24 protein-coding genes and 2 pseudogenes are annotated in these 25,795 nt (G+C 62.4%); 14 read left to right on the forward strand and 12 right to left on the reverse strand.

The window, feature by feature from the left end; genetic code table 11:
• Window positions 1–154: 154 nt before the first annotated feature.
• The 4 genes from LB571_RS24295 to LB571_RS24310 all read right to left on the reverse strand — a co-directional run bounded on the left by LB571_RS24295 (window position 155) and on the right by LB571_RS24310 (window position 3,509).
• Window positions 155–631, reverse strand: a complete 477-nt coding sequence (locus tag LB571_RS24295) for a GNAT family N-acetyltransferase (RefSeq protein WP_015316436.1) — start codon at window positions 629–631, stop codon at window positions 155–157.
• Between the two features lie 28 nt (window positions 632–659).
• Window positions 660–1,334, reverse strand: a complete 675-nt coding sequence (locus LB571_RS24300; RefSeq protein WP_224598636.1) for a LysE family translocator — start codon at window positions 1,332–1,334, stop codon at window positions 660–662.
• Window positions 1,335–1,563: 229 nt separating this feature from the next.
• Window positions 1,564–2,418 (reverse strand): alpha/beta fold hydrolase, encoded by an 855-nt coding sequence (locus tag LB571_RS24305; RefSeq protein ID WP_041163351.1) that lies wholly within the window; start codon window positions 2,416–2,418, stop codon window positions 1,564–1,566.
• A complete protein-coding gene (locus LB571_RS24310) occupies window positions 2,418–3,509 on the reverse strand; it encodes a flavodoxin family protein (protein WP_140715600.1) in 1,092 nt (363 codons plus the stop codon). The genes LB571_RS24305 and LB571_RS24310 overlap by 1 nt, the downstream gene beginning before the upstream one ends.
• A 603-nt stretch (window positions 3,510–4,112) precedes the next feature.
• Between LB571_RS24310 and LB571_RS24315 the strand changes: the two genes are divergently transcribed.
• The 4 genes from LB571_RS24315 (at window position 4,113) to LB571_RS24330 (ending at window position 7,520) form a co-directional block, all read left to right on the forward strand.
• Window positions 4,113–4,862 (forward strand): Crp/Fnr family transcriptional regulator, encoded by a 750-nt coding sequence (locus tag LB571_RS24315; protein WP_015316441.1) that lies wholly within the window; start codon window positions 4,113–4,115, stop codon window positions 4,860–4,862.
• Window positions 4,863–5,329: 467 nt separating this feature from the next.
• Window positions 5,330–5,761: a DUF2231 domain-containing protein gene (locus tag LB571_RS24320; protein ID WP_224598639.1), complete on the forward strand. Its 432-nt coding sequence runs from the start codon at window positions 5,330–5,332 to the stop codon at window positions 5,759–5,761.
• The gene (locus LB571_RS24325) at window positions 5,758–7,104 is read left to right on the forward strand and encodes a PQQ-dependent sugar dehydrogenase (RefSeq protein ID WP_224598642.1); all 1,347 of its coding nucleotides are present in this window, start codon (window positions 5,758–5,760) and stop codon (window positions 7,102–7,104) included. Before LB571_RS24320 ends, LB571_RS24325 begins: the two co-directional genes overlap by 4 nt.
• Before the next feature lie 152 nt (window positions 7,105–7,256).
• Window positions 7,257–7,520, forward strand: coding sequence for a DUF6894 family protein (locus tag LB571_RS24330; RefSeq protein WP_224598645.1), 264 nt, complete (start codon window positions 7,257–7,259; stop codon window positions 7,518–7,520).
• Window positions 7,521–7,757: 237 nt separating this feature from the next.
• On the opposite strand, the gene LB571_RS24335 is transcribed toward LB571_RS24330, so the two are convergent.
• The 4 genes from LB571_RS24335 to LB571_RS24350 form a co-directional block, all read right to left on the reverse strand.
• A complete protein-coding gene (locus tag LB571_RS24335; RefSeq protein WP_140790257.1) occupies window positions 7,758–8,477 on the reverse strand; it encodes a Crp/Fnr family transcriptional regulator in 720 nt (239 codons plus the stop codon).
• A 446-nt stretch (window positions 8,478–8,923) separates the two neighbouring features.
• Window positions 8,924–9,271, reverse strand: coding sequence for a hypothetical protein (locus LB571_RS24340; RefSeq protein ID WP_224531261.1), 348 nt, complete (start codon window positions 9,269–9,271; stop codon window positions 8,924–8,926).
• A gap of 158 nt (window positions 9,272–9,429) precedes the next feature.
• A complete protein-coding gene (locus LB571_RS24345; RefSeq protein ID WP_224531264.1) occupies window positions 9,430–9,846 on the reverse strand; it encodes an HD domain-containing protein in 417 nt (138 codons plus the stop codon).
• A gap of 49 nt (window positions 9,847–9,895) precedes the next feature.
• Window positions 9,896–10,291 carry a GFA family protein gene (locus LB571_RS24350; RefSeq protein ID WP_224598647.1) on the reverse strand — a complete coding sequence of 132 codons (396 nt, stop codon included), beginning with the start codon at window positions 10,289–10,291 and terminating at the stop codon, window positions 9,896–9,898.
• Window positions 10,292–10,723: 432 nt separating this feature from the next.
• Here LB571_RS24350 and LB571_RS24355 point away from each other — a divergent pair, with 432 nt between their 5' ends.
• From LB571_RS24355 to LB571_RS24365, 3 genes are all read left to right on the forward strand, one after another.
• Window positions 10,724–11,707 (forward strand): ABC transporter substrate-binding protein, encoded by a 984-nt coding sequence (locus LB571_RS24355; protein ID WP_224598652.1) that lies wholly within the window; start codon window positions 10,724–10,726, stop codon window positions 11,705–11,707.
• 95 nt (window positions 11,708–11,802) lie between these two features.
• A complete protein-coding gene (locus LB571_RS24360) occupies window positions 11,803–12,606 on the forward strand; it encodes an ABC transporter permease (RefSeq protein WP_140614610.1) in 804 nt (267 codons plus the stop codon).
• Between the two features lie 122 nt (window positions 12,607–12,728).
• Complete coding sequence (locus tag LB571_RS24365; RefSeq protein WP_167331150.1) at window positions 12,729–13,487, forward strand: ABC transporter ATP-binding protein; 759 nt, start codon at window positions 12,729–12,731, stop codon at window positions 13,485–13,487.
• Between the two features lie 110 nt (window positions 13,488–13,597).
• Here LB571_RS24365 and LB571_RS24370 read toward each other — a convergent pair whose 3' ends face one another.
• Complete coding sequence (locus tag LB571_RS24370) at window positions 13,598–15,196, reverse strand: GMC family oxidoreductase (protein WP_224598655.1); 1,599 nt, start codon at window positions 15,194–15,196, stop codon at window positions 13,598–13,600.
• A 382-nt stretch (window positions 15,197–15,578) separates the two neighbouring features.
• Here LB571_RS24370 and LB571_RS24375 point away from each other — a divergent pair, with 382 nt between their 5' ends.
• From LB571_RS24375 to LB571_RS24395, 5 genes are read left to right on the forward strand one after another with little or no spacing between them, the layout of a single operon-like run.
• The gene (locus tag LB571_RS24375) at window positions 15,579–16,853 is read left to right on the forward strand and encodes a flavin-containing monooxygenase (protein ID WP_224586277.1); all 1,275 of its coding nucleotides are present in this window, start codon (window positions 15,579–15,581) and stop codon (window positions 16,851–16,853) included.
• 44 nt (window positions 16,854–16,897) lie between these two features.
• Entirely contained in the window at window positions 16,898–17,314 is a 417-nt protein-coding gene (locus LB571_RS24380; RefSeq protein ID WP_224586210.1) for a RidA family protein, read from the forward strand.
• A gap of 5 nt (window positions 17,315–17,319) precedes the next feature.
• Window positions 17,320–17,994 carry a DUF1028 domain-containing protein gene (locus LB571_RS24385; protein WP_140614607.1) on the forward strand — a complete coding sequence of 225 codons (675 nt, stop codon included), beginning with the start codon at window positions 17,320–17,322 and terminating at the stop codon, window positions 17,992–17,994.
• A 20-nt stretch (window positions 17,995–18,014) separates the two neighbouring features.
• Window positions 18,015–19,505, forward strand: a complete 1,491-nt coding sequence (locus LB571_RS24390) for an aldehyde dehydrogenase (RefSeq protein ID WP_224598675.1) — start codon at window positions 18,015–18,017, stop codon at window positions 19,503–19,505.
• Between the two features lie 49 nt (window positions 19,506–19,554).
• Entirely contained in the window at window positions 19,555–20,490 is a 936-nt protein-coding gene (locus LB571_RS24395) for a LysR family transcriptional regulator (RefSeq protein ID WP_015316459.1), read from the forward strand.
• A 15-nt stretch (window positions 20,491–20,505) separates the two neighbouring features.
• On the opposite strand, the gene argE is transcribed toward LB571_RS24395, so the two are convergent.
• Window positions 20,506–21,663 (reverse strand): acetylornithine deacetylase, encoded by a 1,158-nt coding sequence (gene argE, locus LB571_RS24400; RefSeq protein ID WP_224586275.1) that lies wholly within the window; start codon window positions 21,661–21,663, stop codon window positions 20,506–20,508.
• Window positions 21,664–21,885: 222 nt separating this feature from the next.
• On the opposite strand from argE, the gene LB571_RS24405 reads away from it, so the two are divergent.
• Window positions 21,886–23,955: an FAD-dependent oxidoreductase gene (locus tag LB571_RS24405; protein ID WP_224598677.1), complete on the forward strand. Its 2,070-nt coding sequence runs from the start codon at window positions 21,886–21,888 to the stop codon at window positions 23,953–23,955.
• Between the two features lie 174 nt (window positions 23,956–24,129).
• Here LB571_RS24405 and LB571_RS28980 read toward each other — a convergent pair.
• A pseudogene (locus tag LB571_RS28980) lies at window positions 24,130–24,180 on the reverse strand (hypothetical protein); the annotation flags it as partial.
• Between LB571_RS28980 and LB571_RS28885 the strand changes: the two are divergent.
• Window positions 24,177–24,263: pseudogene (locus LB571_RS28885) on the forward strand (SDR family NAD(P)-dependent oxidoreductase); the annotation flags it as partial. The pseudogenes LB571_RS28980 and LB571_RS28885 overlap by 4 nt on opposite strands.
• A 56-nt stretch (window positions 24,264–24,319) precedes the next feature.
• Here LB571_RS28885 and LB571_RS24415 read toward each other — a convergent pair.
• Complete coding sequence (locus tag LB571_RS24415) at window positions 24,320–25,642, reverse strand: MFS transporter (protein ID WP_224598681.1); 1,323 nt, start codon at window positions 25,640–25,642, stop codon at window positions 24,320–24,322.
• Between the last annotated feature and the right edge of the window lie 153 nt (window positions 25,643–25,795).

The raw sequence follows: 25,795 nt of genomic DNA on the forward strand, positions 1-25,795 counted from the left end.
CGTAACGATGTGCGATTCTCGCAAGGCAAGGCGGGAGCTTCAACCGATTGGCAGTGGGGGCTCCGCCACTTCAGCAACCACGATTGCGGCGGGCGCTTCGAATGAAGCGCCGCCTTCGATACACCAGCGCGCCAAAGGGTTGTAGCGCCAATTTTCAGAGCTCTTTTCGCAGGAAGATGCGCGCCGCGCCAGGAATGCCAAATTCAACCCTGCCAAATTCCTCGTATCCGTGGCGAACATAGAAGCCAGGTGCTTGGAAGCTGCTGGTCTCGACCACGGCGCGGGCGCAGCCACGCTTTCTTGCCTCTGTTTCAACGGCTGACAGGAGCCGGCTGCCATACGACTTTCCTCGTACATCCTCAGCCACGAAAAACATGTCCAGGAACAACAGTCCAAGCTCAGTCCTGCCCCACAAACCCCCAAGGACCTTTCCCGAGGCATCCCGCACTATGGCGCCGATCGGCATTCGATCCGCGACGCCGGACTTGGCCACATTGTAGCGATAGAGCGCAGCGCCCGCTTCTGCCTTGGCATCCCCGCCGGTTTCAACCAACTCGATCAGGAGATCCGGCTTCCGTGCTGCGCGGCTCGCTGAACATGCCCAGTCTGAAACCTGCTTCGATCTTGTCATCGTTGGATCTGCGGAGGAGACTTTGGCTTCACTTGCCGGCCCCGCCGCCCACGGCCATTCGAATGCCAAGGCCGACAATGAAGCAGCCCGCTATCCGTTGTTGCCAAAGTCTCACGCGGGGTCGACGCATGACCCATTCGCCGAGCACACCAGAAGCAACCGCATAGGTCCCCAGGACCAAGACGCCAGTCAATTTCTGGGTCGCGCCGAGCATCAGCATCTGGAACCAGACAGAGCCACGGTTCGGATCGACGAACTGAGGCAGGAAGGCGATCATGAAGGTCATGGGCCAAGGATTGATGAGGTTGGCTATCATACCTTCCCGCATCGCGGCGAGCGGCCCGACGCGCTCGACGCAATCGAGATCCAGATCGCTTTTCGTGTCCGAGAGCAAACTTATGCCCAACCAGACCAGATAGGCTGCTCCAGCCCAACGGAGCGTGTCAAATGCCAATGGCGATGCACGCAAGAGCGAGGAGACACCCAGGGCGATCAGCGGCAGTTGCACCATGCCTGCGCCCAATGTCATTCCCACGACCGTGAACAACGCCACGCCACGGCCTTGCCCGATGCCACGTGCCATGACCAGCATGCTGTCGGGCCCAGGCGGCATCTGCAACAGGATCACGGTGCCGAGAAAGGCGAACCACAGATTGGGATCGATCTTACACCTCCTTGGCCCAAGCCTATTTGGTGCGTTCAATGGTGGCCCCCTGTCCCGGCAAGCGGCGACATCCTTGCCGGCGCGATCGCCCCTGGCGCCGTCTGGCCGGCCTTGTCAGACCGTATGGCGAGCCCCTGCTCGATGAGAACTCCGTCGCAAGGCGATATTTCCGGCCCGGAGCATGCGGCATTTTTCTCGGCGTCACAATTTTCCAAAGGGAGATTTGTTCCCGGGGAACGAACGCTGCGTGTCATCCGGCAGCGGCTGTTCAAGCAAGGAAGTCCAGGATCGCCTTTGCCAACAGGTCCGGTGCTTCTTCGGCGACATGGTGGCCGCTGTCGATGCCTCGGCCCTGCAGGTGCCGGGCCCATGGGCGCCAGATCGCCAGCACATCACCATAGAGCCGTTCAAGATCGTCGCGCAGCGACCACAGGACAAGCGTTGGGCATTCGACCCGGAGCCCTCGGGCGCGATCCTCCGCATCGTGCCGGCGATCGATCGTGAGCCCGGCCCGGTAGTCTTCCAGCATGCCATGCACGACATGCGGACTGCTGATCGCCGCCTGATAGTCCTCGAAGTTTTCTCTGCCCATCGCCTCGGCCGATCCGCCATACCAGGCCTGCGGATCGACATTGATGGCGCGCTCGGGCTTGTCTGGCTGGGCAAAGAAGAACCAATGCCACCACTCTGTCGCAAAGCGGCTGTCGCAACGCTCCAGATGCTCAAGGACCGGAATGCCATCGATTTCGACAAGGTGCGAAATACTGGCAGGATGATCCATCGCCATCCTGAACGCGGTAAGGGCGCCACGGTCATGCCCGGCGACGGCGAAACGATCAAAACCAAGCCTGTGCATGAGAGCCACGCAAATGCCGGCCTTTGCCCGCTTTGAAGATCCCGCGCTTTCCCAGGCATCGGCCGGGACGGACGATTGCCCGAACCCCGGCAGGTCCGGGCAAATGACGGTGTGATGTCTTGCCAGGATCGGCGCGACGCGATGCCATGTGGTGTGGGTTCGCGGGTGCCCATGCAGGAGCAACACTGGCGGGCCAGCCCCACCATGGCGCACGCGCAATGTCGCATCCGCAAGCTTGACGATCTCCAGGCTAAAGCCGTCGAACATCATTTTTGCCGAGGATCGGTCAGCGACTGTCCAGCGGCGACGAAAGTGCCCTCCTTCCGAGCGACCGCAGCGGCCAGAAGCGTACGCGCCGCGTTTCGGACTTCTTCCTGCAGGTCCATGTCGTCGTCGAGCTCGTTGTGGCTGGTAGCGTATGGCTTCCAATAACCGGTGTAGCGGTCGAGTTCGGCCTTCGGCCCCGCCGGGACCATTTCGATCGATTTCAGCCAATCCGATAAAGAGCGCCGGACGTTTTCGGCTCCCTCGGTATCGCCGTGCACGATTACCGAGAAGAGCCGGCCGGCAAGGTGCCGGGGATAGTCCCATCCCTCGAGTTCCAGCGCCTTCGCCTCCCGCGCCTCCTTGCCGTGCGTGGAACTAGGATCGGGATTGCCGCCATCGGCGCATACCAGACGGTCCATCATCAGCTTCAGCGGCGAGGTGGCCTGATACCAGTGGACAGGCGTTATGATCATCACCGCATGGGCGGCAACCCACATTGGATAGATCTCGTTCATCCAGTCCTGCGTCTGGCCGAGCGAATGATTTGGATAGCAGGAGCAAGGCCAGTGACAAAGCGCGGCAGCGGTGGAGAAGCAGGCCTTGCAGGGATAGATTTTGCGGCCGTATTCGGCGGCCAGCCGGGACAAATCCAGGATCTCGACTTCCGCGCCGCCGGCCTTGAAAATCTTCCGGGCGATTTCGACAAAACGATAGGATTTGGACATCTCGCCGGGGCAGGTGTGCTCGCTGCGCGGCGATCCGTTCACGATCAGGACGCGGCGTCGTTTGCCCAGCTCGTTCATGCGCTTTGCGCGCTCGATTGCTTGTCTGGCCTTGAGCCAATCGACCGCCAGATCGTAATCGGGATCGGCGAAGCCACGGCCCGCCTTTCGGGTCCGCGGGCTCTTCCTGGAATCCCTGTAGGCCTGCCAGGCGACCTCCGTTATCCGCTCGATGTCGGCGGCCAGGGGCTCGAACGCCGGATCATTGAACTGTTCGCCATAGCGACGCTTGAAAGCCTGTTCGTCCAGGCGGGGGCTGGGCATGCCCTTGCGCGGTTCTGGCGCGCCGCGCTTCAGCCAATCGAACATGGGGTTTCACCTCTGCATGGAAAGCGATCCAAGCTCAAACGCGGCAAACAGGCACGGCGTTCCGAACGCGCCATAGCCATGATCTGCAAGGACTTTTGGGCGAGTACAAAACAAGGCGCGCCGGAATCACCCGAGCCGGCGTGTTTCGAATTGATTCGCCAAGTTCGGTACGAAGGCGTACACAAAGAGGTCGTCAGCAGCACGATCCGGGCGTTGACGCTTGGGAGCGACCATCGCACTCCTGCCCCAGCGTGAGGCTAGGATGTCATGACAAAAGACCCTGAGCGCCCCGGTCTGGCGGCCGAAGCCGTGCGTACACTTGCCCGGGAATCGGGCGCTACGGAACAGCAGATCCGTGACATAGTGTTGCTGGTAGGGTTTGACCGTGCCTCGATCCTCAGAGAAGCTCGTCTTCTGGCGAAGGATGGATAGCCGACAAAACTTGCGATTTGTCCACAGCAGCTATTGTCGGTTTCATACCGACGCGGCCGCCTGCCTAGTGCTGGCCGGGTGGGACAGTTTATGTTTTGCCACCGTCCCCTCGTTCGAGGGGCGCGGCCGGCCGAGAGATCCCAGTGCTCTTGCCCAAGTGGAGAGCGTCTCGTGGATCCCAAGATTCTGCAGGCCAAGAGCGAGTTGTTGCGCCGAATGAGCGTGGCCGATTTCGAGCGGCTGCGGCCGCATCTCGAAAGTGTTTTTCTAGAGTTGCGCTCGCCGTTGGAGATCGAAGGCCAAAAGATCGAAGCTGTCTATTTCCTGGAGAGTGGCATCGCATCGGTCGTCGCCAAGACTGCGGGGACGGCTGAATCAGAGGTGGGAATAATCGGCTTCGAAGGGATGACCGGTTCGGCGCTGATCATGGGCGACGATCTGGCAAGCTTCGATTGCTACATCCAGTCGACGAGCGAAGCGATACGGATGAGCGCCGCGCCGTTCGTCGAAGCCTTGGAAGAGAGCCCTACCTTGCGGCCGTTCCTGTTGCGCTACGTCCAGTACCTCCATGTCCAGACCAGCTACACGGCGTCGATCAACGCGCGGCACAGCCTGGAGGTCAGGCTGGCGAGATGGCTTCTGATGTGCAGCGACCGAACCGTCGGCGACAGGCTTATGATAACCCACGAATTCCTTTCCGTCATGCTGGGCGTCAGGCGCCCTGGAGTTACCGTGGGGCTTCAGACAATCGAGAGCCATGGCTACATCCGTGCCCGCCGCGGCGAAATCACGATCCGGGATCGGAAAGGTCTCGTGGCGCTGGCACGGGAATCTTACGGCCCTCCCGAACTGCAATACCGTCGGCTGGTCGGGGACCTCGGTTCAAAGAACCCTTCGAGGCAGGACCGCCCGCCCAGCTGACCGCCATCATGCCGACATTGCTGGGCGAGGATCGCGGAAGTGGCCGACGCGACGATGCCGGTGACGGCACATTGCCTAAGCCCGCATCGGCCACTGCGGCATGATTTGGGGATGCCGCCTGGTTAATCTAGTCATCTGCCAATGACTGACAATAAAGGGCCAAGGCTCGGTAAGAAACGTACGAAGCCGAACCTAATCTCACTGACGGGAGGCGATACGGGCCCTGCTCATCTCGCACACGGAATGGAACTGGCGTCCCACCGCTTGCCAGGCAATGTTACTCGCGCTGCGGATATTGCGAACTTGAATTCCCGGAGCACACCGCGCTTCGCGCCATTCACCGCCGACAGCGATCGGCATTGGTCAGGGCAATCACAAGTCCTTGAACGCAAACAGTTCCCGGAACATCTCAACTTCAGGTTTGTTTGAAGCCCAGATGCCATCTGGAGCAGGGGCGGAGAAGATCCGTGGCCAATTCGCGATCGATACCGGTGGTCGTCGGCCGTCCGATCCATCGGACACCGATGGCGGTCGCCAATGCCTGTTTCATCGGCACGCTGCTGACCGACCTCACCTATTGGCGAACGGCGGACATGATGTGGGCCGATTTTTCCGCATGGCTGCTGTTTGCCGGCCTCGTGATGGGCGCTCTTGCGGTGCTTGCGGCGCTTTTCGATCTCTTCACCCGTCGAATTCTCCGTACGCACGGAGCCTATCTGCTCGGCGGCCTGGTGGTGCTAGTGCTGTCGTTCTTCAACGCGCTGGTGCACAGCCGTGACGCCTGGACGTCGGTCGTGCCGACAGGGCTCATCCTCTCCGCGGCGGCCGTGATCGTCTTGGTTCTCGTGTGGTTGCTGGAATGGAGCACCGGCCGCACCCGCGTCGAGGTGCTCGAATGAACGCCCTGCAGGTTTCGAACACTCACATCCGGCGTGCCCTTGGGTTCGGTCTGTTGTGCGGATCGCTTTTGGCATTGCCCGCCTGCAGCAACGACGACCCAGACCCAAGCGGCCAGGTCGGGCCAAATCCGACACTGCCTGAACCAACGCAATATCTTGTTCCGCCCATGCATGTCGCTTCGGTCGTCGGCTGGAAGCAGGACGAGAAACCAACGGTCGCGAAGGGTTTGCAGATCCAGGCATTCGCCAAGGGATTGAAGCATCCACGCTCGCTCTACACCTTGCCGAACGGTGACGTTCTCGTGGTCGAGTCCGTGGCGCCGCCCGGCGCCGCGATCAAGCGTCCGAAGGACCTGATCATGGGCTGGATCGAGTCCATGGCGACGTCGGGCGGCGGCACCGAGGGAAGCAACCGCATCACGCTGTTGCGTGATACGAACGGCGACGGCGTGCCCGACGTGCAGGATGTCTTCCTCGATCATCTCAATTCGCCCTTCGGCGTGGCCCTGGTCGGCAACGATGTCTACGTCGCCGACACGGATGCGATCGTGCGTTATCCCTACACATCCGGCGAGACCAAGATCACCGCGCCAGGCACCGTGCTGACGCCGCTGCCCGGCGGCCCGATCGATCATCACTGGACCAAGTCTCTCGTCGCCAGTCCGGACGGATCGCTGCTTTATGTCGGCGTCGGCTCCAACAGCAACATCACCGAGAACGGCATCCAGGCGGAAAAGGATCGCGCCGCGATCTGGGAGGTCGACAGGGCGACAGGCCGTTCGCGCATTTTCGCAAGCGGGCTGCGCAATCCCAACGGTTTAAGCTGGGAGCCGCAGAGCGGAGCGCTGTGGGCCGTCATCAACGAGCGCGACGAACTCGGCCCCAATCTGGTTCCCGACTACATGACTTCGGTCAAGGACGGCGCGTTTTATGGCTGGCCCTACAGCTACTATGGCCAGCATGTCGATCCGCGGGTGATGCCGCGGCGGCCGGACCTGGTCGCCAAGGCCATCCCTCCAGACTATGCACTGAGTTCCCATGTCGCGCCCCTGGGACTGGCATTTTACACCGGCACCAACCTGCCCGAATCCTATCGCAATGGCGCCTTTGTCGGCGAACATGGCAGTTGGAACCGCAAGCGCTTCAACGGCTATAAGGTCGTTTTCATACCGTTCAATGGAGGTCATCCTGACGGTAAGCCTCAGGACGTCGTCACCGGTTTCCTTGACAATGACAACAAGGCACATGGGCGGCCTGTGGGCGTTGCCGTCGACAAGGCGGGCGCGCTGTTGATTGCGGACGATGTCGGAAACACGGTCTGGCGCGTGACCGCAGCTCGGTAGTTATCGGATTGTATGCGCAGGAAGCCCGGTAGTGAAACTGATCCTCACGCTGTTATCGGCGGCGTAACCTATACTGAGGATTCAAAGCATGCGTTACCCGGCACTCGCGATAAGTCGAGAGGAACAAAGGTCGCGCCGCCTTGTTAGCGATGATGGCGCGCTATTATTTTGATCTAGTCGACAACGGAACCTCCTTCCCGGACATTGAAGGAACCGAGCTTCCGAGCTTGGAGGCAGCTGAGGATGAGGCGGCAAAGGCGTTGCTCGAAATAGCAAAGGACCAGACGCCTGAAGGCAATTTCCGAGAGGTTGCCCTGCATGTCCGTGCTGGTGCTAGCAAACCCCTCGTTATGGTAAAGGTAACGTTCGAACTGGTGCGCAACGGATCTGATCGCGATGGACCCGTGGGAACCTGACTACTTCCTCAATGAAAGTGCGCGCCTATATCAACGGAGGACGGCGGCACAGATTGCCGATCTTCGCTCGAATATTGAAGACATGCGGCGCGTAATCGAGGAATCGCGCAAGCTGCTGGACCGGCTTTCCGCCAAATCAGGCACTATCCACCCGTAGGGAATGACAAGGCCCGCTCGTAACGCGGGCCGCTTGAGTTGTGGTGGAGCAATCCGCCTCATAACTGAGTTTAAGGCGGCTCATCTCGGTTCGTTGTTGATGCTCAGATAGGTAGGGTCGAACTCGGCAAGCCTGGCAAGCTGGTCCCAGTCCAGAATGGTGACCATATGGTTCGTCCAGGTGATTACCTTGATCTTCTTCAAACCTCCGATCACCCGGTTCATGTGCACGACCGACAACCCAAGCACGTCGGCCATTTCAGTCTGTGACAACGGTAGATGGAAACTCATGCCGCTGGTGCGTTTCACCGCCTGCAGACGTACGAACAGTTCGCAGATGAGATGGGCCAGATGCGAGGTCCTGGAGCGGCGGCCCATTGCCACGATCCATTCGCGATGTATGGCCCCATCGACCAGCGTATCGAGCCACAACAGCCGGGTCAGGTGAGGGGCCTGTTCCGTGATGGCTTTCAGCTTGTTGTGGTCCGCGTACATCACCCGGCAAGGCGACAGCGCGACGATACCGTGATCCATGGTCTTGAGCAAAAAGGCGTGGAGATCGACGAAGTCGCCGGGCACCTGCAAGGACGTGAACTGCCGGCCGCCGTCCTCGAGCACCTTGTAGCGTGCCGCCAGGCCATCCAGCAGCATGGTGCTATAGGTTGGCCGGGACCCCGCTTTGACCACATCTTGCCCCTTTTCGAACTCGCGTCCGAAAACAACCGTTTCGGCCAGCAAGACCTTCTCGACGTCCGACAGAGTGTCGTGCTGGCCGAGTTGCAGATAGAGGGACTCTAACATCATAGCCTCGAGGCGATCGGGGTTGAAACGCCGATCGCCAGATGTCCTGGACGCAAGGATAGCAGCCGGACCTTAGGCCTTCGGAAGATGGCGGACCCTATCATCGGCAGCCTGCGCGTATTCTGGCGCAAGCGCCGGAGCGGGAACCACCAGTGTCGCTGGGTATTAGCACGCTAGAGGTGTCCAAGGCTGCCCCGAAAATGAAACGGTGTCATTTCGATCTCTATAACGGTCATGGCCCCGTACCCAACGACGACGGCAGCCATTTGAATCGCGAGAACAGGCGAGGGCAGAAGCCATTCGCATTTCGCAGGAAGTCGCTCGCGATGAAATGCCGGATCGCGACCTGGTCAACATACCGGCAAAGTGCGCAATGAGGCGGGCGCCCAGGTGTTCGAGGCATCGCTTGTCCTGACCGCCGGGTGGAGCGCGTGACCTTGATGCGGTCAGCGTAGGAGTCGCTGTGGAATTTGCACCACATTTTCCGATCCGGGCAGTTCAAAGGCCATGGCCAACCGACGCAAGGAAGCCATTTCCACGATCAACTCTTCGATCGAACGATCCGGCAATCCCGTCTTCACTTTCTGCCTTACCCTTGCTGTGAGTTCATGAACGCGGACAGGCACGAAAAGCGCGCTGTCGTCCAGCAATCTGCTGATTTCGATCACCACATCGGCGTCAATGTCTTTCGGCAATTCCCGCATGGGCGTCACCTTGGTCTCGAAGCGATCCGAAGGCAGCCAGGCATTGCGCATCAGAGGGCATGCCGGACGCGGATCGATCATCGGATTCATAAAACCACCCACCCGGCGTGTCACTAAAAACGTTGGTACGAAAATTACCAAACGGGTTGGTTCCCGTAATCCATGTATTTTGGCATCGCGCGACTACAGGCATCGTCCAGTGGCGCTTGTCGCATACCAGGACGCGATTGCCGCCAGCATCCCGGCACTCACTTGGTGAACTCGTCGTCAAGAATGCGCAACGCTTCTTCATACTTGGCCGTGGATGCTCCGATCTGCTTTGATTGCCAGATATTATCGGCCAGATCCGCCCGTTTTACCGGCAGCGCCAAGGGGTTCGAGGCGGCCCGGCGTACGAATGCGAAATAGTCCTCGCCTTCTCTGCGTGTCATGGCGTCGACCGCGGCGGCGATCGTCGGTCCAAAGCCCGCCTCTTCGAGCTTGGCCCGGCTCCAGCCTTCGCTTTTTTCCAGGACATCGTGCAGATAGGCGACGACTTTCTGATCTATCGTTTCGACGGCGTCGGCCACTCGACGGCAATGATCGATATAGGGGCCTCCTGTCTTGTCATGCTGCGATGCATGCGCCTGCTCCGCAATCTTGGCCGCCCGATAGAAAATACTCATCACATCGATCTCCGTCCTTTCGGCCAGCGAGCCGCATCGCCTTCATGCGCTACCAGCGTTCCTCGGTTTCGCGGTGCGGCAAGTCCACGCCGCAGCAGACCCAGCCGAGCCGCTGCCCTAATCCGTAGTTGTAGCGAGGCTCCAGCCGCGCTGGATCGTCGAATGTGCCGACATGCAGCGCGATTTCCCCGGGCGAGACGTCATAGGCAAGGCTGAGCGGCGATCCGCAGGCGGGACAGAACCCCCTTTGGGCGATTGGCGAAGATCGGCGATAGGCGGGAGTGGCGTCGATCCAGGTCAGGTCTGGCGAAGGCACCCACGCCAGGACCGCAAATGCACTGCCGGTCGCGCGCCGGCACATATCGCAATGGCAATAGTGCACTCTCGGTTCGCTTGTGACGTTGAAGCGAATCCGGCCGCAAAGACATCCGCCGTTCAGTTCCACCTTGGCTCCAGTCCGATGAGCCTGCGTTTCGGCGGGCTCTCCAATCTCGTGCGGGCAGCTTCGTTCATCTGGCGAAAACGTCGGCCGCCCTCGTCGGTTCCTATGCCCCGCAGGAGGGGTTCGCGCACGGGGCTCTCGTCTTTTCGAGCGCCGTGGCATTGAGGCCGCTTCTGTCGGCGGCCCTGCGGAAAATGGCCAGCCAGGTCCAGAGCCAGGCCGCCGATCGGCTATCGAGCCGCTTCGGTTTCGACGAAGCAATGGGCAGAAAAAGACTTCTTTTTGCGATCCGGCCCGGATGCTCTGTTGCAAACCTTAGAACACGCAAGGCTCGCTGGGAGGCGACGCCCAAACAAGAGCGGCTGCCGAAACGCAACCGGCATAGGCCGCGAGAATGAGGCCGATGCCGGCAACAGCCATAGGGGAACCACGACAATGAAGACATTTCGAAACTGCCTGATGGGCGCGGTCGGCGCAGGCCTGCTGGGCCTGGGGCTTGCAGCTCCCGCCAATGCGGGCGCCATCCGTCTCGGCATGACGACCTGGGTAGGTTACGGGCCGCTGTTTCTTGCCCGCGACCTCGGTTACTTCAAGGAGGCCGGCGTCGACGTCGACCTGAAGGTCATAGAAGAATCAGCGCTTTACATGGCTGCGGTCGCCGGCGGCGATCTCGATGGCGCCGCCTCCACCGTAGACGAGCTGATGAAGTACCGCTCGGACGATCTCTGCTTCAAATACGTCCTTGCGCTCGACGACAGCCACGGCGGTGATGGCGTCGTCACGCAGCCCGATATCAAGTCGCTCAAGGATCTGAAGGGCCAGCAGGTGGCCTTGAACGAGGGCTCCGTTTCCGAATTCTGGTTCAACGTGCTCCTGAAAAAGGAAGGCATGACCGAGGATGACGTCACCATCACCAACATGACCGCCGATGACGCGGCGACTGCCTTCATCGCCGGCCAGGTTCCCGCCGCCGTGACATGGGAGCCGCACCTCACCGAAGTCCGCAAGGGCGGCAAGGGAAAGGTGCTGATCGATTCCACGACCACCCCTGGCTTGATCGTCGACGTGATCGCCCTCAAATGCGATCTGGTCGAAAAGCATCCCGAGGACGTAAAGGCCCTCGTTAAGGGCTATTACAAAGCGGTGGAATACATCAAGACCAATCCGGAAAAGGCCTATGAGATCATGGCCAAGGGCATTGGCGGTTATCTCGAAAAGCCCGAGGATTTCGCCGCCGGCGCCAAGGGCGTGCGCTATTACGATCGCGATCGCAACCTGGAATTCTTCGGTATGCCGGAAAAGAGCGAGGCGTCCGAGCTGGTGAATTTCGCGCAGGACATCTGGGGCAAGGCTGGCAAGCTCAAGATGACGATCGACGCAAAAACCATCCTCGATACCGACTTCATCAGGGAACAATGAGCCTTCGAGAAACCGGGGTCGGTCCGCTTGGGCCGACCCCGATTTCCCGACGGGCCGGAGCCTTCTCGCTTCAGAAAATCAACGGAGGCCATGCCATGGCACAGAGGCGGACGGCGTGGACACGCCTGACGACCCCATTCGCCAACATTCCCGCCAGCACGGCAACGACACTCGCGCTGGCGATGTGGGTGGCCGTGATCGGCGGCTGGGCGCTGCTGTCCTATGGCCGCGTCGTGCCGAACATGTTCCTGCCGACGCCCGGAACCGTGCTGCAGACGACCTATCGCATGTCCCAGGACGGCAGCCTTTTTTACCACACTTTCACCAGCGCCAAGGTGGTGATCCTGGGCTTCATCGTCTCCTCGCTGATCTCGGTGCCGCTGGGGCTGTGGATGGGGACCTATCGGGTGGTGCAGGCGCCGCTGGAGCCCTTGGTCAACTTCATCCGCTACCTGCCTGTGACCTCCTTCGTGCCCCTGTTCATCCTTTGGATCGGCATCGGTATCGAACAGCGCATAGCGGTCATCTTCTTCGGCACCTTCTTCCAGCAGCTCGTGATGATTTCGGACTGTGCGCGCAGCGTCTCCAGGGACCTGGTCAACGCCTCCTACACTTTGGGCACCAAGCGCAGCGAAGCGGTGTGGCACGTCATTTTCCCGGCCGCGCTTCCAGCCATCCTCGACACGCTTCGCGTCACCATGGGCTGGGCCTGGACCTATCTGGTCGTGGCCGAACTCGTCGCCGCGTCGAGCGGCCTCGGCTATATCAGCCTGAAGGCGATGCGAGGCTTCCAGGTCGATGTGATCTTCATGGCAATCGCCGCGATCGGGCTTCTGGGCCTTATCACCGACACGGCGTTCCGCATCATCCGGGCCAGGGTCGCGCCATGGGCATCCTGATCTTGAACGCAAGCTCGCAAACCGCAGTCGGATCAAGGGTAGCAATGAGCGAGACCATAAAGGCGAACGATCTGGCCGGCACGGCCGCGACGACCGGCGATCCGCGCTCGACCGGCACGACGATGGCCGTTGAGGACGTGACATTGCGTTACGGCGACGCCAACGGCGTGCTGGCGCTGGACGATGTGTCGCTGAAGGTGGCCAAGAACGAATTCTGCGTCATCGTCGGCCCTTCGGGATGCGGCAAATCGAGCCTGCTCTACCTTGCGGCCGGCCTCAACGACGCGACTTCAGGCAGCATCAAGGTCGATGGCAGGGAAGTGATCGAACCGGGTCCAGACAGAGGCATGGTGTTCCAGAGCTACACCTTGTTTCCCTGGCTCACCGTGCGCGCCAACATCGAGTATGGACCCAAGCGCAAGGGCCTGCCGGCGGGGCGGCGCAAGCAGATCGTCGACCAGTATCTCGACGAAGTCGGCCTCGCGCCGTTTGCCGACCACTACCCCGCCCAGCTTTCCGGCGGCATGAAGCAGCGCGTGGCGATCGCGCGCGCCCTTGCCAACGATCCGGCCGTTCTGTTGATGGATGAGCCGTTCGGCGCCCTCGACAGCCAGACGCGCGGCACCATGCAGAAACTGCTTTTGCGCGTCTGGGAGCGGCAGCAAAAGACGGTGCTGTTCGTTACTCACGATATAGACGAGGCGCTGGTCCTGGGCGATCGCGTCTTGGTGATGACGGCCCGGCCCGGCAAGATCAAGGCCGAGATCAAGGTCGACATCCCAAGGCCGCGTTCGATGGATGTGATCCTCGAACCCGAGTTCATCGCCCTCAAGCGCCGCATCCTCGGCCTCTTACACGACGAGATCGATGAGGATCATTGAGAGCAATCTCGAGGAAACACAAAGGGTCGTCGGCAGGTCGGCGTTGCCAACGCTGAACTGCCTACGATGTTGAAAGGCGGAGCGGGTCCTTACCTTTCGCCGCGATACGCCTAGCCCAGGATCATCTCCGAGCACTTCTGTCCGATCATCATGCTTGGCGCGTTTGTGTTGCCGCCGATCAGCTTCGGCATGACTGACGCATCGGCGACCCGGAGCCCGTCCATACCTCGCACTTTCAGCGTCGCCGGATCAGCGACCGCCATAGCGTCCGTCCCCATCTTGCAGGTCCCGACGGGGTGGTAGACGGTCAGAGCTTCGGCGCGCAGATAGGCCAGGATCTCGTCGTCGCTGCTGACATCCTTGCCCGGAAGCATTTCCTTGCCACGCACCGCATCGAACTCGGATGCGGCCAGGATCCTGCGCGCGATCTTGATGCCTTCGACAAGCACCATGGCGTCGTCCTCGTTGGCGAAGAAGCGGTGGTCGATGAGAACGTCACGGCGAGAACTGTCCCGTGACAATCTGATCTCGCCAACGCTTTTCGGCCTGAGAACGCAGGTGTGAATGGCGTAGCCGTGGCGATATTCGATGAGCCTGCCGCGATGGCTGCGATAGCCCGGCACGAAGTGGAACTGAACATCGGGCAGGCCGTTCGCGTGCCTGGTTTTGGCAAAGCCACCGGCTTCGACATAGTTGGTGGTGAGGATTCCCTTGCGGCGCGCGAAATACTGGAAAGGCGCTGCCGCAATGCGGGGCAGGTTGGCAAACGACAGGCCGAGCGTCCTGGTGCTCCTGGAGCGCACGGTGATCATGCCGTCGACATGGTCCTGCAGGTTCTTGCCGACACCAGGCAGATCGAGAATCGGCGTGATGCCGATCTGCCGCAGCTCGTCCGCGGGGCCGATGCCGGATGCCATCAGGATCTTGGGCGAGTTGATGGCCCCGGCACAGAGCACGATCTCGCGGCTGGCCGCGAGTATTTTTTGCTCGCCGTCGTGGCGCACCCGCAGGCCAGTGGCGCGCCCTTCGGCGATGACAAGGTCGACCACCTCGCATGCACTGAGCAGCGTCAGGTTTCCGCGATGGAGCACCGGACGCATGAAGGCGGTAAAGCTGCTGAAGCGCTGGCCCCGGTTCTGGGTGACGTTGTAGATGCCGAGGCCGAACTGGCTCTCGGCGTTGAAGTCGTCGTTGGCGGGCAAGCCGGCATTTTTCCCGGCCTTGACGAACATGCTGGAAAGCACGTTCGGATCGCGCGGATTGTCGACCATGAGCTCGCCGTCCGTGCCGTGATAGCGCGGGTCCTGGGCGATTAGGTTGCGCTCCAGCTTCTTGAACACCGGCAGCACGTCGTTGTAAGCCCAGCCGATGCAGCCGAGCCCGGCCCACTCGTCATAGTCCTGCGCGGCGCCGCGAATATAGACCATCGAGTTGATCGAACTCGATCCGCCCAGCGCCTTGCCCCGGTTGACCGGAATGCTGCGGTTGTTGAGATGGGGCTGCGGCACGCCGACGAAACAATAGTCGTAGTTCGGGTTGCCATAGAGCGACAGAATGCCCGCCGGAATCCTTACCCGCAGGCTGTTGTCGCTGCCGCCTGCCTCTACCAGGCACACCCTGACCGACGGATCGGCGCTCAGCCGATTGGCCACCACGCATCCGGCCGAACCGGCGCCGACGACAATGTAATCATAGCTCTCAGTCTTCATGCCAGCCCCTCGAGAATGCCGGCTCGTGGCATTGCCGAACGGACCGCTGCGAGGCTGCGTTCTGTTCCGCAACAATTCCGTGCCGACACGTGCCCGGCTTCGCGGCCAGCTCATGCGGCGCTGCGGATCCGGCCGCTGAAACTGTAGATGCGTCCATCGGCACGAGAAATTCGGAAATGGTTACGCGTGACTTCGGAGATTCGTTATGGGCGCCCACCGGCGCGTGCTGTTACTTGTGAGCGCCAATGGGGAGGCGACCGGATGGCGCACGGCCTGTCCGGAACACGGAGAAATGGATCTCCCGGGGCTGCGTTGCCGGCCGCCGGAAATCGGTTTCATCGCGTGCGGCGGGAGCTGTCGGATGGTCAGAAAAGGACTGGGCATGTCGGTTGAGACGATAGACACGCTTGTCGTTGGCGGCGGCCAGGCTGGGGTGGCCATGAGCGAGCACCTGAGCAAATGCGGGGTGCCGCATCTCGTTCTCGAACGCGGCCGCATCGCCGAGCGCTGGCGCTCGCAGCGGTGGGACTCCCTGGTTGCCAATGGCCCGGCCTGGCACGACCGCTTCCCGGGCATGGAATTTCCTGTGACAGGCCCCGATGGCTTTCCCTCCAAGGAAGAGGTCGCCGACTATTTTGTCGCTTACGCAAAGCAGATCAATGCGCCGGTCCGCTGCGGCGTCGAGGTCAGGCTTGTGCAAAGAAACATCGGGCGGCCCGGATTCCGTGTCGAGACGTCCGATGGCGTGATCGAGGCCAACAGCGTTGTCGCGGCGACCGGCCCTTTCCAGGTCCCGGTCATCCCGCCCGTCGTTCCTGCCGATGCCGGCATCCTGCAAATCCACTCCAGCGCCTACCGCAATCCCGCGCAGTTGCCGAAAGGCGCGGTGCTGGTGGTCGGCGCGGGATCCTCGGGCGTCCAGATTGCGGACGAACTCCAGCGTGCTGGCAAACGCGTCTATCTCTCGGTAGGCGCGCACGACCGCCCGCCGCGCGCCTATCGCGGCCGCGACTTCTGCTGGTGGCTGGGCGTTCTCGGCAAATGGGACCTCGAAACTCCAGGACCCGGCACGGAGCATGTCACGATCGCGGTGAGCGGCGCGCGGGGCGGAGAAACGATCGATTTTCGCCGTCTGGCGGCGCAGGGGCTTACGCTCGTCGGCATGACGAGGGCGTACCAGGACGGCGCCATGACCTTCGCGCCCGATCTTGCCAAAAACATTGCCCGCGGTGATGCCAATCTGATGGCATTGCTGGACGAGGCCGACGCCTATGTCGCGCGCAACGGTCTCGACCTTCCCGAAGAACCCGCTGCCCGCCGGATCGGCCCTGACCCGGACTGCGTGACCAATCCGATCCTCGAGCTCGATCTGACCGAAGCCGGGATAAGTTCGATCATCTGGGCGACGGGCTTTGCCGTCGATTACAGCTGGCTGAAGGTCGATGCCTTTGACGAGCAGGGCCGGCCGAGGCACCAGCGCGGCGTCTCGACCGAGCCAGGGATCTATTTCCTGGGCCTCCCCTGGCAGTCGCGAAGGGGGTCCAGCTTCATCTGGGGCGTATGGCACGATGCCAAGCACGTGGCCGACCGTATTTCGACGCAGCGCAAATATCTCGCTTATCACGCCGCCGCGAAGCGTGAGGCCGTGGACGCCTGACCAAAGCTGGCGACGGCCGCGAGCCCGACCTGATGGAGATCAAGATGAAGCATACCCGAATTCGCACCTTCAATACGAAGGACACTTATCCCGAGCAGAAGCTCGACAATGATCTGTGCCAGGCGGTCGTCACACGGGGTGGCCTGACGATCTATCTGCGCGGGCAGTGCCCGCAGGATCTCGACACCGCCAAGAATATCGCCAGCCACGATCCGGTCGAGCAGACCCACAAGGTGATGCAGAATATCAAGCAGCTCATCGAGGAATGCGGCGGCACCATGGAGCATCTGGTGAAAGTGGTGGTCTACATCACCGATGTCCGCCATCGCGAAGCCGTCTACCGAACGATGGGCGAATACATCAAGGGCGTCTATCCAGTTTCGACCGGCCTTGTCGTGTCGGCCCTGGCAAGGCCGGAATGGCTGGTCGAGATCGACGGCACGGCCGTAATTCCGGACTGAGCGCCATGACCTTCTCCATCGTCGCACGGTGCCGGCGCACCGGCATGTTCGGAGTGGCGGTATCCTCGTCATCCCCCGCGGTCGCGGCCCGCTGCGCCTATGCACAGGCCGGCGTCGGCGCCGTTGCCAGCCAGAATGTCACGGACCCGACGCTCGGGCCACGGGCGCTGGAGCTGATGGCGCGAGGCGCCTCCGCCGCCGAAGCCGTCGCGATCCTGAAGCGCACGGCTGCTTTCAGCGAATACCGGCAGGTCCTGGCGGTCGACAAGGCCGGCGGCAGCGCGATCCATTCGGGACCGAAAGCGCTTGGCATCTGGAGCGAGGCACGCGGCGAGGACGTCGCCTGCGGCGGCAACCTGCTTGCCAGCGATAGGGTTCCGAAAGCCATGGTGGACGCCTTTCTCGCCTCCGAGGGCGATCTCGGAGACCGGCTGATTGCCACCATGCGAGCCGCGCTCGAGGCCGGCGGCGAGGCGGGGCCTGTCCGCTCCGCCGGTATGAAACTGGTACGCGATGTGTCATGGCCGGTCGCCGACCTGCGTTGCGACTGGACCGAAGGGTGTCCGGTCGAGCAGCTGGCAATGCTGTGGGACATCTATAAGCCCCAGCTCGATGCTTATGTCACGCGCGCCCTCAACCCGTCCGGTGCGCCAAGCTACGGCGTTCCCGGTGATGAGTAGTTCGACAATCTGGAGCCAGCATGAGCGAACTCAGTCATAAGGATTGGATCAGCAAAGCCTCGGCTATCCGTTTTCGCGACAGGGCGTTCATCGACGGCAAGGCAATGCCCGCGCGTTCCGGCAGAACATTTACCAGCATCAATCCGGCCACCGGAGCAACGCTCGCCGAGGTGGCTTCCTGCGGCGAAGAGGACATCGACCTTGCCGTCGCCGCGGCACGTCGCAGTTTTGAGGCCGGCATCTGGTCGAGAGCGACCCCTCAGCATCGCAAACGGGTGCTGCTGCGGCTGGCGGAATTGCTGCGCGAGAACCTGCAGGAGCTCGCGCTGCTGGAATCTCTTGATATGGGCAAGCTGGTCAAGGACGCAGCGACCGTCGACGTGCCGGGGTCGGCGGCGATCTTCCAGTGGTATGGCGAAGCGATAGACAAGGTCTATGACGAGGTGGCGCCGACGGCCCGAGGCGACCTTGCTTTGGTACGGCGCGAGCCGCTCGGGGTCGTGGGCGCCGTCGTGCCGTGGAACTTTCCGCTCGATATGGCGACCTGGAAATGCGCGCCCGCGCTGGCTGCGGGCAATTCGGTGGTGCTCAAACCCGCCGAGCAGTCGCCTTTCTCGGCGCTCAGGCTGGCCGAGCTTGCCATGGAGGCAGGGCTGCCCGCCGGCGTGCTCAATGTGGTGCCCGGCCTCGGCGAGACGGCCGGCCAGGCGCTTGGCCGTCATATGGACGTGGATTGCCTTGCCTTCACCGGATCGACCGCTGTCGGCAAGATGTTCCTGCAATATTCCGGCCAGTCGAACATGAAGCAGGTCTGGCTGGAGACCGGTGGCAAGAGCCCCAATCTGGTGTTCGCCGATTGCGGTGATCTGGACGCGGCAGCCGACATGGCCGCCTTCAGCATCTTCTTCAACCAGGGACAGGTATGCTCGGCCAACTCCCGGCTTCTGGTGGAGCGCGGCATCAAGGATACGCTCGTCGAGAAACTGGCGCAGCGCGCGACGGCGACCCAGCCCGGCGATCCGCTCGACCCTGCATCCAGGATGGGTGCGATGGTGGACGCGCGCCACGCGGCGACCGTCATGCGTTTCGTCGATGGCGGCAAGAAGTCGGCACGGCTGGTGACCGGCGGCGACCGGGTTACCGTCGACGGGCGCGGCAGTTTTGTGCAGCCCACGATCTTCGACGACGTCTCGCCCGACGACCCGCTTGCGCGCGACGAGATATTCGGTCCGGTCCTGTCGGTGATCGCCTTCGACACCGAAGACGAGGCGCTTCGCATCGCCAACGACAGCGTCTACGGCCTGGCCGCGTCGCTGTGGACCGACAGCCTGTCGCGGGCGCATCGTCTCGCGGAAGGGCTGCGCGTGGGCACGGTTTCCGTGAACACCGTCGATGCGCTGAGCCCGATGACTCCCTTCGGCGGTTTCAAGCAGTCCGGCTTCGGGCGCGACCTGTCGCTGCACGCGCTCGACAAGTACACCGCGCTGAAGACTACCTGGATAAAATATTGAGAAGCGGCCGCGACTTGATCGCCGGCTGCAAACCGGCAACATAGCCACCATGCCGCTTCGCTTCACGCTGAGACAACTCGAATATTTCGTCGCCGTTGGCGAAGCGGGTTCGATCGCCAAGGCGGCCGAGCAGGTGAATGTCTCGCCGCCATCGATCTCGGCGTCGATCGCTCAGCTCGAAGCCGAGTTCGGCGTGCAGCTTTTCGTGCGCAAGCATTCGCACGCGCTGGCGCTGACGGCGGGCGGGCGCCTGTTCCTCAAGGAAGCAGCGCGTCTGCTTAACGATGCGGATGCGCTGCACGACATTGCCGGGGATATCGCCGAAAAGGTGCGCGGACCGCTGGCGATCGGCTGCCTGCTCACTTTCGCCCAGATCGTGCTGCCGGCACTGCGCAAAAAATTCGAGGACGCCTATCCCGATGTGCGCGTCAGGCAATTCGAGCGCAACCAGGGGCAATTGTTCGAGATGCTCCAACGTGGCGAAATAGACGCCGCGCTGACCTACGATCTGGAGCTGTCGCAAGACATGACTTTCGAGCCGCTGATGCAGTTGCCGGCCTATGTCATGCTGCCGGCCGCGCATCGCCTGGCGGCGAAGGCAGGTATCACGCCCGAGGAATTGGTCGATGAGCCGATGGTGCTGCTTGACCTGCCCTACAGCAGGGAATATTTCCTGTCGGCTTTCCAGCCCAGGGGCCTGCGGCCCAAGATCGTCGAGCGCACCGGCGACATCGCCGTGATGCGCTCGATGGTCGCCAACGGCTTCGGCTACGGCATCGCCAATATGCGGCCGCTCAATACCATGTCGCCGGACGGCAAATTGCTGGTCTTTGTGCCTTTGTTGGGCGACCTCCGGCCGCTGACCATAGGGATTGCCCTGCCGAACGCCGAGCATCGCACGCTGACGGTGCAGGCCTTCATCGACCACTGTCGCCGCTTCGTCGTCGAGCAGGGCGTCTTCGGTACCGAGCGCATCGTGAAGTGAGGCCTGCCATGCGGCTCACGGCCAGCCGTCCGTGAGCCGTTCCAGCAATCTGTCCAGCATCGCGTCGCAACGACGCAGCTGTTCGACGCTGACAAATTCGTCGGGCTTGTGGCCCTGCGCCATGGAGCCCGGCCCGCAGACGACGGCAGGCGTGCCGAGATCGCGGCTGAACAATCCGCCCTCCGTGCCGAAGGCGACTTTCATCGTGTCGTTGGCACCGGTCAGCGACTTGACGAAGGCCACCGCCTCCGATGCGGCCGGCGTGTCGAGACCCGGATAGGTGTTGGTGATCTCGATGTCGATCGCTGCCTCTGCCGCGATCGAAGCGGCGTCCCCGGCAATGCGCACCGCGGCGGCGCGCAGCCTGTCGAGAATGCTGGCGGCATCGTCGGCGGCAATGTTGCGGATCTCGAAATCGACGTGGCAGAGGTTGGGCACGATGTTGAGCGCGACGCCGGCATTGATCTTGCCGACATGAACCGTCGTGTAGGGAATGTCGTAGTCGCCGTCGCGGGCGCCGTCGCGGGCCAGCCGTTCTTGTTCGTCACGCAAGGCGCGCACGAAATCGCACCCGAGGTGGATCGCGTTGAGCGCCAGCGGGGCGAGCGCCGAATGGCCTTCGCGTCCCCTGCAGACGGCGCGAGCGGCAAGCTTGCCCTTGTGCCCGGTCGCCACCTGCATGTTGGTCGGCTCCCCGACGATGCACAGCAGCGGGCGCTGCGGCGCCGCACTCAGCATTTCGATCAGGTCGCGCACGCCAAGGCAGCCGACTTCCTCGTCACAGGAGAGCGCCAGATGCAACGGCGTCCGAAGCGCGATCCTGGAGGCCTTGATGCAGGTGGCGAGCGCAGAGGCCACAAAACCCTTCATGTCCGCCGCGCCGCGCCCATAAAGCTTGCCGTCACGCTCGGTCATTTCGAAGGGAGGCAGCGTCCAGTTCTGGCCGTCCACGGGAACGACGTCGGTGTGGCCGGACAGCATGACACCGGGTCTGCCTGCCGGGCCAATGGTGGCAAAGAGGTTGGCCTTGTGCCTGTCCGCGCCGTGGACGATCTGGCAGGCAACGCCGCTCGCTTCGAGCAAGTCGGCCGCATAGCCGATCAAGTCGAGGTTCGAGTCGCGGCTCACCGTGGGGAATGCGATCAGCCGTTCGAGAATCCTGATGCTGTCCATTTTCTGTCTCTCGGTCGGGTTCTGGCTGTCTAGCATCATGCCGCCGATGCTCTGAAGTCGCATTTCGCTCAGCCCCGGTTCAACGCAGACTAATTCGCGCCGGCGCGCGATTAGGCGCGTCCTAATCGGCACAGAAGAAATCCGTAGTTTTCCCGCACCGGCTCGAACTTATGAGTAGTCTCGGCAGCACCGGCGGTGCCGAGCCGGCAGGGAGGAAGCTACATGCGCGACCCACGCTACGACATCCTGTTCGAGCCGATGAAGATAGGTCCGGTGACGGCCAAGAACCGCTTCTATCAGGTTCCGCACTGCAATGGCGGTGGCTATCGCGATCCATCGGCGGCGGCAGAGATGCGCCGCATCAAGTCGGAAGGCGGCTGGGGCGTGATCTTCACCGAGCAGACGGAGATGCACCATACCTCCGAGATCACGCCCTTCATCGAACTGCGGCTATGGGATGACGCCGACATTCCGGCTTTGGCCAAGATGGCCGAGGCCATGCACGAGCACGGGGCGCTGGCCGGCATCCAGCTCGCCTATTCCGGCATCAACGGCCCCAATCTCTACACCAAGGAGGTGCCGCGCGGGCCGTCGGCCCTGCCGATCCGCACCTTCACCAATGATCCGGTGCAGGCGCGCGCCATGGACAGAGAGGATATACGCGACCTGCGCCGCTGGCACCGCAATGCCTTCAAACGCGCCAAGCAGGCGGGTTTCGACCTTGTCTGCCTCTATGGCGCGCATGGCTTCGGCATCATCCAGCATTTCCTATCGACGGCCACCAACCAGCGCGGCGACGAATATGGCGGCTCGCTGGAAAACCGTTCGCGGCTGATGCGCGAGCTGATCGAGGAAGGGCGCGACGCGATTGGCGACACGTGCGGCCTGACGCTCAGGCTGTCGCTGGACGAGATGATCGGTGAACTCGGCTTCGCCAATTCGGAAGTCCGCGACATGATCGAGATGCATGCCGAACTGCCCGATCTTTGGGATCTCGCGCACGGCGCTTGGGAGGATTGCTCGGGTCCGTCACGCTTCAAGGACGAGGCGGCGCAGGAAAGCCTGGTGTCGGGCATCAAGAAGCTGACCTCGAAGCCGGTCGTCGGCGTCGGCCGCTTCACCTCGCCCGACGTGATGGTCAGGATGATCCGGTCGGGCACGCTCGACTTCATCGGCTGCGCGCGCCCGTCGATCGCCGATCCCTTCCTGCCGAGGAAGGTCGAGGAGGGCCGCATCGAGGACATCCGCGAATGCATTGGCTGCAACATCTGCATCACCGGCGACATGACCATGTCGATCTCACGCTGCACGCAGAACCCGACCTTCATGGAGGAATGGCGCAAAGGCTGGCATCCTGAGCGCATGCAGGCGAAAGGCGACAGCGACAGCGTCCTGATCGTCGGCGCCGGGCCTGCCGGACTGGAGGCCGCGCGTGCGCTCGGCCTGCGCGGCTATAAAGTGGCCATCGCGGAAGCGGGCACTGAGCTTGGCGGACGCGTGGCGCGCGAAAGCAAACTTCCAGGCCTGTCGGCCTGGGGCAGGGTGCGCGACTATCGGCAGTATCAGCTCAGCCAGATGCCCAATGTCGACATCTATTTCGAAAGCCGGCTGTCGGCCGGTGACATCCTCTCGTTCGGCTTCCAGAACGTCGCCATTGCCACCGGATCGACCTGGCGCCGCGACGGCGTCGCGCGTGCCCATGTCGTGCCGATGCCGATCGACGCCGCGATGCCGGTCTACTCACCCGACGATCTGATGGCCGGCAAGGTTCCGGCCGGCAAGGTCGTGCTGTTCGACGACGACCACTATTACATGGGCGGCGTTCTCGCCGAGCTGATGGCGCTTCGGGGAACGAAGGTGACCCTGGTGACGCCATCGGCTTATGTCTCGGACTGGACCCGCAACACGCTGGAGCAAGGGGCCATTCACCGCCGCCTGGCTGAACTCGGCGTCGATATCGTCCTCAACAGGACCGTCACGAGTGTCGCTTCAGGTGGCGTCGTGACGGCCTGCGTCTACACCGGCGCTAAACAGGATCTGGCGGCCGATGCCGTCGTCCTGGTCACGTCACGCAATCAGGACGACGCCGTTTGGCGCGAGCTCAAGGCGCGGGAAAACGAGTGGGCCGACAACGGCATCCGTTCGGTCAAGGTCATTGGCGACGCCGAAGCACCGGGGCCGATCGCCTGGGCAACCTATGCCGGCCATCGCTTCGCCCGGGAGCTGGACGAACCTGACATCGGCGACGCATTGCCGTTTCGGCGGGAAGTCGCCGCACTGGCTGCGGAATAGAACGCCGGAGCGCGGCAGACCAGATCGCCCGCCCTTCCTGGTCGAAGAAGTGCAGATGCCCGGATTCGGCCCGCAGGCCGACCTCGGCGCCGGTTTCGGGCGCCGGTCCTTGATTGTGGCCGGTCCTTGATTGTGGATGACGAGGCAGGTCTGACCACTGTCCAGCTCGACATGGAGGAGCGTGACGGCGCCGGTGTATTCGGCGAGCCTTACCTTGCCGCGCAGCGATCCTGTTCCTCTGCTCCGACGCCGCGAGCTTCGTCTACGGCGCCGCGCTCGACGTGGATGGCGGCTCGATGTTCCGCTGACCGGGAGGGCAGCGGCTCCGGCGACGCTCGCTGACCCTTCCCGCCATTTATAGAGTTCAGTCGGTCGGACGGTCCGCGACCGAACGCCGCCCGTCGATCCACAAGGCAAGCAAGGTGCAGGCCGCGCCCGAGAGCAGGTAGGCGCCCGCCGCGATGAGGCCGAAATTGCCGGCCAAAAGCAGGGCTGCGAGCGGCGCGAAGCCGGCGCCGAACATCCATGCAAGATCTGAGGTTATTGCCGAGCCGGTATAGCGATAGTGCCGCGAAAAGCTCGATGCGACGACGCCCGACGATTGCCCGAAACTCAGCCCCAGCAGGATGAAGCCCAGCACCATGAACAGGGCCTCCCCAACGGTGCCGCCATCCAGGAGCTGCGGGGCAAAGCCGCTGAACGTCGCGATGGCGATCGCCGAACCGCCGAGCAGCGCACGGCGTCCGACACGATCGGCCAGTGGCCCCGATGCGACGATAGCCGCGATGCCGAACAGAGCGCTCACCGCCTCGATCGTCAGGAAGCGCGCCGGCCCCTCATTGGTGAACAGGAACACCCAGGAGAGCGGAAACACCGTCACCATGTGGAACAGGGCGAAACTCGCCAGCGGCGCGAAGGCGCCGATGACGACGTTGCGGCCTTCGGCCCTGATCGTATCCCTGATGCGCGTCGGCTGCAGGTCGCCGCTCTCGTACAATCTTGAAAATTCGGGCGTCACCACAATGCGCAGCCTGGCAAACAGGGCCACGACATTGATGGCGAAGGCGACGAAGAAAGGATAGCGCCAGCCCCAGGCAAGGAAGTCGTCGGCCGACAGGTTGGCGACGAAGAAAGCGAAGAGGGAACTCGCCACGATGAGGCCGATCGGCGCGCCGAGTTGCGGGATCATGGCGTAGAAGCCGCGCCGGTTCTGAGGCGCGTTCAGCGCCAGCAGCGAGGGAAGTCCGTCCCAGGTTCCGCCGAGCGCCACGCCTTGCCCGATGCGGGCCAGCGCCAGAAGCCAGATCGCAAGCGCGCCGATATCGCCATAGGCGGGAAGGAACGCGATGGCGACGGTCGAGGTGCCGAGCAGGAACAGCGCGATCGTCAATTTCGCCCCGCGGCCATAGGCGCGATCGACGGCCATGAACAGAACGGAGCCGAACGGACGGGCGATGAAGGCCAGTGCGAAAATGGCGAAGGAGTAGAGCGTTCCGACGAGCGGGTCGTGCGTCGGAAACACCAGCTTTGGGAACACGATGACGGACGCGATCGCATAGACGAAGAAGTCGAAGAATTCCGACGTCCTGCCCACGATCACGCCGACCGCGATATCGCCCGCGCTGACCTGGCCGTGGTCCGAGCCGATCAGCCCGCTGTTTGTTTCGGCAGTCGAAGTCTGAGTCATCTTGTCCGTCGCCACCGCGTGGAATGAAATATCTGGGACCCAATCATAGGGATTCCATTGTGCGCTGCACACTGTGCCAGACCCACCCCGGCTGGGCATTGGACAAATTGTCCAATGTCAGCGCGCCGCCGCCGGCAGTAGCCCTTTGTTGAT

This window comes from Mesorhizobium sp. BR1-1-4 (genome assembly GCF_020165375.1).
Classification (GTDB): domain Bacteria; phylum Pseudomonadota; class Alphaproteobacteria; order Rhizobiales; family Rhizobiaceae; genus Mesorhizobium; species Mesorhizobium australicum.

Coding starts and splice junctions, on each gene's coding strand:
- LB571_RS24365 (WP_167331150.1), top strand. CDS start 12,729: ATGGCCGTTGAGGACGTGACATTGCGTTACGGCGACGCCAACGGCGTG.
- LB571_RS24310 (WP_140715600.1), bottom strand. CDS start 3,509: ATGTTCGATTGGCTGAAGCGCGGCGCGCCAGAACCGCGCAAGGGCATG.
- LB571_RS24405 (WP_224598677.1), top strand. CDS start 21,886: ATGCGCGACCCACGCTACGACATCCTGTTCGAGCCGATGAAGATAGGT.
- LB571_RS24380 (WP_224586210.1), top strand. CDS start 16,898: ATGAAGCATACCCGAATTCGCACCTTCAATACGAAGGACACTTATCCC.
- LB571_RS24370 (WP_224598655.1), bottom strand. CDS start 15,196: ATGAAGACTGAGAGCTATGATTACATTGTCGTCGGCGCCGGTTCGGCC.
- LB571_RS24395 (WP_015316459.1), top strand. CDS start 19,555: ATGCCGCTTCGCTTCACGCTGAGACAACTCGAATATTTCGTCGCCGTT.
- LB571_RS24375 (WP_224586277.1), top strand. CDS start 15,579: ATGTCGGTTGAGACGATAGACACGCTTGTCGTTGGCGGCGGCCAGGCT.
- LB571_RS24335 (WP_140790257.1), bottom strand. CDS start 8,477: ATGTTAGAGTCCCTCTATCTGCAACTCGGCCAGCACGACACTCTGTCG.
- LB571_RS24360 (WP_140614610.1), top strand. CDS start 11,803: ATGGCACAGAGGCGGACGGCGTGGACACGCCTGACGACCCCATTCGCC.
- LB571_RS24355 (WP_224598652.1), top strand. CDS start 10,724: ATGAAGACATTTCGAAACTGCCTGATGGGCGCGGTCGGCGCAGGCCTG.
- LB571_RS24415 (WP_224598681.1), bottom strand. CDS start 25,642: ATGACTCAGACTTCGACTGCCGAAACAAACAGCGGGCTGATCGGCTCG.
- LB571_RS24385 (WP_140614607.1), top strand. CDS start 17,320: ATGACCTTCTCCATCGTCGCACGGTGCCGGCGCACCGGCATGTTCGGA.
- LB571_RS24390 (WP_224598675.1), top strand. CDS start 18,015: ATGAGCGAACTCAGTCATAAGGATTGGATCAGCAAAGCCTCGGCTATC.
- LB571_RS24305 (WP_041163351.1), bottom strand. CDS start 2,418: ATGTTCGACGGCTTTAGCCTGGAGATCGTCAAGCTTGCGGATGCGACA.
- argE (WP_224586275.1), bottom strand. CDS start 21,663: ATGGACAGCATCAGGATTCTCGAACGGCTGATCGCATTCCCCACGGTG.
- LB571_RS24325 (WP_224598642.1), top strand. CDS start 5,758: ATGAACGCCCTGCAGGTTTCGAACACTCACATCCGGCGTGCCCTTGGG.
- LB571_RS24345 (WP_224531264.1), bottom strand. CDS start 9,846: ATGAGTATTTTCTATCGGGCGGCCAAGATTGCGGAGCAGGCGCATGCA.
- LB571_RS24295 (WP_015316436.1), bottom strand. CDS start 631: ATGACAAGATCGAAGCAGGTTTCAGACTGGGCATGTTCAGCGAGCCGC.
- LB571_RS24340 (WP_224531261.1), bottom strand. CDS start 9,271: ATGAATCCGATGATCGATCCGCGTCCGGCATGCCCTCTGATGCGCAAT.
- LB571_RS24330 (WP_224598645.1), top strand. CDS start 7,257: ATGGCGCGCTATTATTTTGATCTAGTCGACAACGGAACCTCCTTCCCG.